The 7,677-nt window shown below is 40.0% G+C and carries 13 protein-coding genes; 7 read left to right on the forward strand and 6 right to left on the reverse strand.

Going from position 1 to position 7,677, the window contains the following annotated elements; genetic code table 11:
• The first annotated feature begins 23 nt into the window (after positions 1-23).
• Positions 24-332 carry an HNH endonuclease gene (locus tag H6G96_RS36195; RefSeq protein ID WP_190918799.1) on the forward strand — a complete coding sequence of 103 codons (309 nt, stop codon included), beginning with the start codon at positions 24-26 and terminating at the stop codon, positions 330-332.
• Positions 333-485: 153 nt separating this feature from the next.
• On the opposite strand, the gene H6G96_RS36200 is transcribed toward H6G96_RS36195, so the two are convergent.
• From H6G96_RS36200 to H6G96_RS36210, 3 genes are all read right to left on the reverse strand, one after another.
• Complete coding sequence (locus H6G96_RS36200) at positions 486-770, reverse strand: DCC1-like thiol-disulfide oxidoreductase family protein (RefSeq protein ID WP_347242321.1); 285 nt, start codon at positions 768-770, stop codon at positions 486-488.
• Complete coding sequence (locus tag H6G96_RS36205; protein ID WP_190918775.1) at positions 748-2,436, reverse strand: transposase; 1,689 nt, start codon at positions 2,434-2,436, stop codon at positions 748-750. The genes H6G96_RS36200 and H6G96_RS36205 overlap by 23 nt, the downstream gene beginning before the upstream one ends.
• Before the next feature lie 176 nt (positions 2,437-2,612).
• Positions 2,613-2,822, reverse strand: coding sequence for a hypothetical protein (locus H6G96_RS36210; RefSeq protein WP_190918777.1), 210 nt, complete (start codon positions 2,820-2,822; stop codon positions 2,613-2,615).
• Positions 2,823-2,883: 61 nt separating this feature from the next.
• Here H6G96_RS36210 and H6G96_RS36215 point away from each other — a divergent pair, with 61 nt between their 5' ends.
• The 4 genes from H6G96_RS36215 (at position 2,884) to H6G96_RS36230 (ending at position 4,455) form a co-directional block, all read left to right on the forward strand.
• Positions 2,884-3,264 carry a hypothetical protein gene (locus H6G96_RS36215; protein ID WP_190918779.1) on the forward strand — a complete coding sequence of 127 codons (381 nt, stop codon included), beginning with the start codon at positions 2,884-2,886 and terminating at the stop codon, positions 3,262-3,264.
• Positions 3,265-3,387: 123 nt separating this feature from the next.
• Positions 3,388-3,663 (forward strand): hypothetical protein, encoded by a 276-nt coding sequence (locus H6G96_RS36220; RefSeq protein WP_190918782.1) that lies wholly within the window; start codon positions 3,388-3,390, stop codon positions 3,661-3,663.
• 142 nt (positions 3,664-3,805) lie between these two features.
• Positions 3,806-4,180, forward strand: coding sequence for a hypothetical protein (locus tag H6G96_RS36225; protein ID WP_190918784.1), 375 nt, complete (start codon positions 3,806-3,808; stop codon positions 4,178-4,180).
• Between the two features lie 68 nt (positions 4,181-4,248).
• Positions 4,249-4,455 (forward strand): hypothetical protein, encoded by a 207-nt coding sequence (locus tag H6G96_RS36230; protein ID WP_190918786.1) that lies wholly within the window; start codon positions 4,249-4,251, stop codon positions 4,453-4,455.
• Between the two features lie 67 nt (positions 4,456-4,522).
• Here H6G96_RS36230 and H6G96_RS36235 read toward each other — a convergent pair whose 3' ends face one another.
• Genes H6G96_RS36235 through H6G96_RS36245 form a run of 3 tightly spaced genes read right to left on the reverse strand, consistent with a single transcriptional unit; the run spans position 4,523 to position 5,941 of the window.
• Positions 4,523-5,059, reverse strand: a complete 537-nt coding sequence (locus H6G96_RS36235) for a hypothetical protein (RefSeq protein ID WP_190918787.1) — start codon at positions 5,057-5,059, stop codon at positions 4,523-4,525.
• An 18-nt stretch (positions 5,060-5,077) separates the two neighbouring features.
• Positions 5,078-5,632: a GNAT family N-acetyltransferase gene (locus H6G96_RS36240; RefSeq protein ID WP_190918789.1), complete on the reverse strand. Its 555-nt coding sequence runs from the start codon at positions 5,630-5,632 to the stop codon at positions 5,078-5,080.
• 39 nt (positions 5,633-5,671) lie between these two features.
• Complete coding sequence (locus H6G96_RS36245) at positions 5,672-5,941, reverse strand: hypothetical protein (protein WP_206757692.1); 270 nt, start codon at positions 5,939-5,941, stop codon at positions 5,672-5,674.
• 359 nt (positions 5,942-6,300) lie between these two features.
• Between H6G96_RS36245 and H6G96_RS36250 the strand changes: the two genes are divergently transcribed.
• Together H6G96_RS36250 and H6G96_RS36255 are read left to right on the forward strand one after the other, a co-directional pair.
• Complete coding sequence (locus H6G96_RS36250; RefSeq protein WP_190918793.1) at positions 6,301-6,594, forward strand: hypothetical protein; 294 nt, start codon at positions 6,301-6,303, stop codon at positions 6,592-6,594.
• A 554-nt stretch (positions 6,595-7,148) separates the two neighbouring features.
• The gene (locus tag H6G96_RS36255) at positions 7,149-7,556 is read left to right on the forward strand and encodes a hypothetical protein (protein WP_190918795.1); all 408 of its coding nucleotides are present in this window, start codon (positions 7,149-7,151) and stop codon (positions 7,554-7,556) included.
• Positions 7,557-7,677: the final 121 nt, after the last annotated feature.

Here is a 7,677-nt window from a genome sequence, read left to right on the forward strand (position 1 = left end):
ATAGATTGCAAAAATACATCGTCATGAGTCAGGGTGTATATCCAGATAATTGGAAAGAAATTGCAACAGCGCTAAAAGCTGACTGCGATTGGCGTTGTACTAAATGTGGTAAGGTCTGCTTACGTCCTGGGGAAAAACCACCTGATTGGACAAAATCCCAGCGCAAAGCTCATACACTTCAGGTACATCACTGGAATTGTGACCCTAGTGACAATCGGCTGGAGAACTTGGCTTGCCTGTGTAGTGGCTGTCATCTTTACTACCATCGATTTGGACGCGGAAATATTTCTCCTGGGCAGTTGTCACTGTTTGTCCAAAAGAAAGTTAGCTAAAATTTGACCGATTGCAACTGAAATATATGAACCAGTTCCCAATAGCGACCACCTGAACACGCTAACCCTGACTGCTTCCACTGTTTTTGCTCCTTCACGAGTCACAATTTCAATTAAGTATGTAGTAAGACATCGTTTATTGTGAAACTGGGCTTAGTCATCTTCATCCATTAAGCGACAACGGCTTTGGGTCTTGCAAGCAAGTCGAGAAGAACGCTCTCGTACAATAGTCGCTAAATCTGGTCGTCCTGTTAGAAAAAGTCGCCAATCAGCCCAAATTCCATATAGGAAGTCGGCAATAGCACCGATAACTGGTAAGGAAGTAGCAGCATAGACCCAACCCATCCCCAGAATTTCGTAAATGCGATGGAAAACTTCAACATTTTGTATCCCCTCAATACTTCGGGGTAGAAAATTATTCTGGCATCCACGAACCACCAAATAGATTAGAAGAAGATTTCTCCTGAATAATGGTTGCTAAAGACGGAATATTTCCAATTCGAGAAATCCGGTCACGCATATATTCAAAAAAGCTGATACCCAATTTACGGGTAGTGTCAACAAGGGACATAAAAATATCCCACGCTTTTGTACCTTGTGGAGTTTGAGTAGCATAGCTAATATTGCGTCGCTGCACCATAGTCCTAGCAGCCAACTCGGCAGGATTGTTGTGCAATGGCAATTCGGGATGCTCCAAAACAATAAGCAGCTGTTGGGCTTTAGCAGCAGTTAATCGTTTTCGCTCATCCAAATGCTCGTAACCAGTTTTTTCGGTAAAAAGCGTCCAAAATTCAAGTCTGAGTTCGTGAGCCTTTTCTTGGTTTGGTGAGTCTCGATAAGCAAGTAGTCTTCGGTAATAGATCCAGAATTTCTCCAAAAAGTCATCTAAAATGTGCTGGTGGCAAGCAACAAATGGACTTAACTTTTTATAATGTCTACCTTCATGTATCCAACAAAGAGCCAAATCATTGGTAATTAACTTGAACTGTGGAGCATCGTCACATAGTAAGGTTTTGATTACAGGAGTATTCGATTGCTGATGATAAAAAGCAATCGCTGCGGCTTCGTGGATACGGGTACGATGTTGAGAGCCTAATTTAATCAAATATTCATCAACTAACGCATTAAACTCAGTTTCCGTAAAAACTGTCTGCTGGGGCAATAACTTGAGTTGATTTATCCACTTATTTGGTAAGTTGAAAGTATCTAATAGTTCGTAGGTCAATTCCGAAAGGATAAACTCTAATTCTCTGGTGTTTTGCAATACCTTTAATACGCTCAAACGGTTTTTGTTTCGTGTCGTTTGATAGATTGTATATAACGGGTTACAAATTACATTCGTTGTATGGTTAATTCCACCAACACGCGCTCCTGTTTGGTCGAAATGTTGCCAAGGGCTACTTGCTAGTCCTTCTGTATATACGGTTTGATACTCAGTTTCAAATTCTTCTTGATTTTTAATTAGTAAATTTGATAGATATCCTGCACTCATTGAGATGCCAATATCTGACAAAAACTCCAGAAGTTTTCCTTGAGTCATATTTCCACCATAATACAGACTCACAACCAACGCTTTTATTCCTGGACCAAATTCTCCGTCATAATCTGTTGGTAGCGGTGCTAAATAAGTTTTTCCTGTTTGGGGTGAGTAGTATTTTTGCTTACGGAATAGTACGTTATCTGTTTTCAGTGAGATGTTTTGGACTATTACTTCCTCATAACCCTTAAATTGGGCATCTGCTGGTAATTGTTCTTGTGGGTAAATTACAATCTCTTCTCGGTCTATCTTGATTGTCTCGTTTTTACTTCTCTTTTTGTGTTCTTTGGGGATTTTCCGCTCTTTTTCTGATGAGTGGTCTTTTTGAAATCCTTCGGTTTTATTGCTTTTGATGTTTGGTTTTCCTTCTTCACCCAAGAGACGGTTGTTTTCGTCCCGCAGTTTCTGGTTTTCTGCAACTAAATCTTTAATTTTTGCATTTAGCTGTTCTATCAGATTTAATAATACTTCTACCGTTTGACGCACACCTTTGTCTGCAATCTGTTCTGGGTCGATTGATTGCAGTAATCTGGAGATTTCTTGATCTGGTGATGATTGTTGCGTCATATTTCATATTCTACGACGCACTTACTTACTTTTTTCTCCCTGCCCCGGTTTTCTGAGCGGATACGGTTTTATTCCCATCGCAGCATTACCGCCATCTACTGCGGCTTCTGCTAAACAACAGCTAATAGAAACAATTGAATGGCTTTACAAAGAAGATGCTGCTAGTGAAACCAACTTCAAACTCTTAACTGCAATTGTTGAATCAATTCTTTGCTCGGAAGAATCATACAGCAGATTTTTGGAATGTGGTTTTGATGCAGCCATTGAGTTCTTCGATACCAATTCTCAGAACTGGGAATTTGAAGAGTCAATCTCATCAAGTCATAATCCCAGAAATTGGGATAAGTACAATCAGCTACAACGAATACGGGCTTTATCACAGTCATAGTTTTAAGAATGTGAAAAAGTCAAATTCTACATTTCTACGCCAAAAAGGAGTTAACAAAGGTGCTAGTTCGATGGAACTTTAAGTTAAAACCCTGTCAGCTTCAACAAGCAAAAATGTCACAGTGGTTAATCACTCTCAAGAAGCATAGAAACTATGCACTTAGAGAACGAGAGATTGGATACAATACTAATAATCAGAATGCTGATGAACCAGTTAATTATGCTTGGGGTAGTTACTGCGATCTGAAAACCAGAGTCGAATATGGTGGGTATTGTCCCCTAACTTGCCCTGTGTTGAAACATGGTGTTATTCCAACTGATCTAAATATTGCCCTGAAAACATCATCATCTGTTATCAAGTGGGATAGCGCTTCTAATATTCAGATAAAAGTAACAACGAGATTAAGAACAAGAAATCAAAAATGCAGTTGGGTTAGGTAGTCCTGAACTCGCAATAGAGCCAAAACCAAAACTGGAGCCGGAACCAAAACCAACTGTAACGATTTACGAGTTCGGCAGACTTTTAGCTGAGAATGAACCATCTAAATTTAGAGGAGCAAGAAAATGACATTCACTTTGAATAATCGCTCTCAAAACAAAGAATCGTCCCTGACGCAAGCATTACGGCAGATACAACAGCTAAACTCGAAGATTCAAGAGTTGGAGCAGCAGCATCAAGATTATGTGCAGAAGCAACAGAATTTGATTCCAGCCATCGCTGAGATTTGTATTTCTCCGATACAGGAAGTGCAGGCGCTGCGGATTCTGATTTATAAAGGAGAAGGGGAGTGTCGGCGGTACTTGCGCTCAGTGCTGGTGAAGCGAAAGAAGGCTTTGTGAAGAGGAATTCAGCATTCAGGAATTAAATTATTACCAAAGAAAAGTTGATACCCCTCTGTGGAATGTAGTGCAACCTATAACGGAAGCTTATCATACGTTCACTGATATAGATGCGATTAAAACTACATACTGATGACGACAAATGACTAATAATCAACAAATTGCTTACCCTCTGATTCAACAAGAGCATATTAAACGTCTAGGCACAAACAAATTAGCCCTGCTCCGTACTTACCGTCAACAAAAGCCTTTTGTAAGAAATCCGAGTTTGAGTGTTCGGATTCTAAACACAATCGCGGTTGCCTCTATTGCCAGTAGTTGCTTGTTTGGGATAGGCACACTTTCCTGTTGGGGCTTAGAGATTATTGAGGCGAACACAAAATCAATTTCCCAGAGCAAGCAATATGAATGGCAGATACGAAAACATATCTGCTTGGGTTGGATGCTTGTTGGGTTTTCCAGCTTTGTTGCTAGTGCTTCATTCGGTAAAAAGCCTCAGCGACAAATTAACGAATAGTACGTACCAATTGCCAAAGAGCAACAATCATTGCTTCATTCATTAAACAAACAACAACATTTTAAATTATGAAACTACCTCAAATGATTGTCACAATAGTGGCAGCTATCACCTTTGGATACATCGGCTCCCAATACTTCACTAAAAATATTATGTATCTCATAGGCGGTGGAATAGCTGGGATTGGTGCAGTAGCATATGTTATTCCGGACAAAACCAAACAAAAGCCAACCCCTACACAATCGAAGGAGCCTGTAGGAACTACCCGCCGTTGAGCGCAGTACTCAGATGGGAGTAAATGCTCAAAAAATTAATGAATTGTCAAGCGCCTAATTCTCAAACTCACGCCGAAATTTTGTCACTAACAGCTTGATGTATAATTTCTTGCTTTAACGAATCTGCTGCAACTGCTGCAATGGTTTCCCAATCTTCTTGTTTTAATAACAACCCAAGCAGTTCGCGCAGTATCTCTCGATTAGAAATGAATTCTTCGCCATAAAGTTCATCATTTCCCAGAGTAGCGAGTATGTATTCTCTTACCTCTGGTGTTGGCAATCTAAACTTTTCAAGTATTCTTTCTCTTGCAGCTTTTATGGCAATTTTTGTAGCTGTGCCTAAATTCCAATTATTCACCAACAACCGCACTTCTCTATTTAGAGAAATACGCAATGTTGTGAAACGTCCCAAAAGTTCTAGATTACCCATTAAGGAGCCAAATGCTGGACCCCAATCTAATCCAGCCCCAATATTGCCACCAACTTTATCCTCAGCTTCAACACCTTTTTGCAACCATTCTTCATCAAATAACAAACCCGTTGGATTTACTGCATTTTTTTGGTTAAAGGTGTTTTGATTATCACTTTGTTCTTGCTGGCTCATTTATTTACCTTTGCTACCTTATCCAGGAGAACGGAAAACTCCATACTCAAAATAAACTAGATCGTCGTAATCTTCATCTTCTCCGGCATCAATCATGCCTTGGCTATCATAAAATTCTTCTACTCCCTGTAGTGAATGCAATCCTACTCTACCTTCATACCCTAATTCCATACTGCGGGTTCTGGCAAATGCCAAGAATGCAGTCCCAACACCTTTTAATTTTGGCGGACGTTGAATATATGCCCGATTCCAAGGTGCGGTAGCTATACCGTCAATGTATACCAAGCGTTTACCCTCTACCAGGCGAGAACCGTGCATTTGGGTTTCAATCAGCATTAATCCTTGAGTTTCATCTTCGTATTCAATCGCATAGCCTTCACGGTTTGCTTGTCTATTAATGATAAACTCCAGTTTAAAATCCCAGTCCCAAAATTTGTCTGATTGCCCGTGCAATTGTAATTGTTCTTTCCACTTGTTGGCATAATCACCAACATGCTTTTGCGCTAGCTCTACTAAATCCCCTTCCACAATCGTGTTATGTTGACCGCAAATTAGTTTTACCAAAGGAAGCATTGCACCAAAATTACCTATGAACCAATTCTATCAATCCGATCAATCAGCATTATGCTCTGTTTCTTGCAACCAACTTAAAATAGTCAGCGCCAACTCCCAGGATTCGCGCCGCTCCCAATTAGGTAAGTGATTCAGTACTTGTGCAAGGAATATTGCTGGGTTTTCCAATTCTCCGCTACGAGCCGCAACACCATCCCTAACAAGTGCCCCCAAAGTAGCAGCTTGATTCCCTTTATAGTCAGGCTGTCTCTTAATTTCCTCAATAATCCAATCAGGAACTGTTATGGTTTTAAATCCTGGTTTCGGCATATTCGGCAAAGCAATTAGTTTTCTGATGGTACGGTAATTTACGTCATAGATGCAAATTTTTGTATGGTACGGTATGATACGGTATGGTAATAAAATAGGAGTCAGGAGCCAGGAGTCAGAATTAAGCAGGGAGAATTCAGTCCCACAGATGGGAAAGTTGACCACTAAATGTAAATGTGCTTTCTTTACTAGGGGTCAAAAATGAGCTTTTTCGGTCGGAATACACGAATTGTGTTCTGACTCCTGGCTCCTGATTGCTGAATTCTATTTCGATAAATTTATTAAGCGATCGCATCGGGTTAAGACTGCAATCGCTCATGCCGAAGCACTACCCCCAACAAACCTTGGAGGATTTATAGATGTTACCAAAAACGCGCATTCCAGATATATCTCCATTAACTTTTTGTAGACAAATTAAATCTGCTTATAGTGGAATGTCTCTAGAGTCAGTAGAATGCTTTGAGAGCGAACGCGGAACTTTCAAAGAGTATTGTTCAATTCTTTCAAGAGAACTCGATGTACCTTTCAAAACAGTGCAGATTAAATGGGGCCCCGGCATCAAATTTCCTCGGATGCCTGAGAGAACACGAAATATGCTTAAGTTCGTTTTAATAGCTCGGCTCTATGAACTTAAACGAAATCTTGTTGCTTAGTTGTCGAAACAGGAGCCATAAGCTAGGAGCCAGAAGTCAGAAGTCAGGAGTCAGGAGTCAGAAGTCAGGAGCCAGAAGTCAGGAGCCAGAAGTCAGAAGTCAAGAGTCAGGAGCCAGGAGTCAGTTGGGTATTCTAATCAAAGAACAGATGAATAACCGATGTATTCTAACTCTACAAAGTAATAAAAGTTGGTGGTAACGAAACAAGGTAGAAGTATGGTCAACGAGAAAAGTTCAGAACTGAATCCACCTCTAATACCATTCTGATTTCTGAATTCTTACTCCTAACTCCTGTTTATTAACTATTAGTTAATCAAGTAATGACCCGCCCAACAAAAGCGGGTATTTTTATATGTATGAAGCGACAAGCCATGAGAATCTGTCGCCAAAACTAACCAAATTTTCACGGCATCAAAGGGGTTTGGGCGTTATGACCAGTAAAATTCTTACCATCAAATCCAATTAAAGGTTCTCACCGCGAGTCCTATTCTTTATTGGGCAAGGTATAGAAGCGATTAAGAAAAAAAATCTTGTTTGTCGCAAAAGAGGAGGAAATGGCATCTAGATTGAGGTTGGAATACCAGAGATCATTTGGCAGAAAGGTATGTGACCGGACTTGGCAAAGAGTTAAAAAACGCTTGAACATAAAGGACGAAGACGATACCTCTCTCATGTCGCAAGTCAAAGCTTATGGCGAATTGAGGAAACGCAATCCTTATAAATCTATTAGAATCGCTGATGTAAATCGCTATCGTTTCTTTTTGGACAATCTTCCTAAGTTGGTTTGTAAAGGTGATGAGTTACGGCTTGCCCCCCAACGATTAAAGCCAAATCCTTCCGTAGCAACTATTTACCGTTGGGGGCAGGAAATAAAATGTCCTTTTAGTGTAGATAGAGTTTACACAAGTTATGAAATTCAAAAGTGGGTTATCAAGTTAGTTTCTCAAACCAAATTTCAGTAAATCGCAAAGTTTTCCCAAGGAGCGATCGCTAACTTTGACCTGCGTAGATTGGAGTAACAAAAGCTACCATTAATATAATTAAAATTTATATAAAATAGAAAGCGGTAAAAAAATGAAATTA

The organism is Nostoc sp. FACHB-892 (genome assembly GCF_014698795.1).
Taxonomy (GTDB): Bacteria; Cyanobacteriota; Cyanobacteriia; order Cyanobacteriales; family Nostocaceae; genus Nostoc.

Excerpts from the sequence above, each read along its gene's own strand:
- H6G96_RS36240 (WP_190918789.1), bottom strand. The coding sequence starts at position 5,632 with ATGCTTCCTTTGGTAAAACTAATTTGCGGTCAACATAACACGATTGTG.
- H6G96_RS36250 (WP_190918793.1), top strand. The coding sequence starts at position 6,301 with ATGTTACCAAAAACGCGCATTCCAGATATATCTCCATTAACTTTTTGT.
- H6G96_RS36225 (WP_190918784.1), top strand. The coding sequence starts at position 3,806 with ATGACTAATAATCAACAAATTGCTTACCCTCTGATTCAACAAGAGCAT.
- H6G96_RS36255 (WP_190918795.1), top strand. The coding sequence starts at position 7,149 with ATGGCATCTAGATTGAGGTTGGAATACCAGAGATCATTTGGCAGAAAG.
- H6G96_RS36210 (WP_190918777.1), bottom strand. The coding sequence starts at position 2,822 with ATGACTGTGATAAAGCCCGTATTCGTTGTAGCTGATTGTACTTATCCC.
- H6G96_RS36235 (WP_190918787.1), bottom strand. The coding sequence starts at position 5,059 with ATGAGCCAGCAAGAACAAAGTGATAATCAAAACACCTTTAACCAAAAA.
- H6G96_RS36220 (WP_190918782.1), top strand. The coding sequence starts at position 3,388 with ATGACATTCACTTTGAATAATCGCTCTCAAAACAAAGAATCGTCCCTG.
- H6G96_RS36245 (WP_206757692.1), bottom strand. The coding sequence starts at position 5,941 with ATGCCGAAACCAGGATTTAAAACCATAACAGTTCCTGATTGGATTATT.
- H6G96_RS36205 (WP_190918775.1), bottom strand. The coding sequence starts at position 2,436 with ATGACGCAACAATCATCACCAGATCAAGAAATCTCCAGATTACTGCAA.
- H6G96_RS36230 (WP_190918786.1), top strand. The coding sequence starts at position 4,249 with ATGAAACTACCTCAAATGATTGTCACAATAGTGGCAGCTATCACCTTT.
- H6G96_RS36195 (WP_190918799.1), top strand. The coding sequence starts at position 24 with ATGAGTCAGGGTGTATATCCAGATAATTGGAAAGAAATTGCAACAGCG.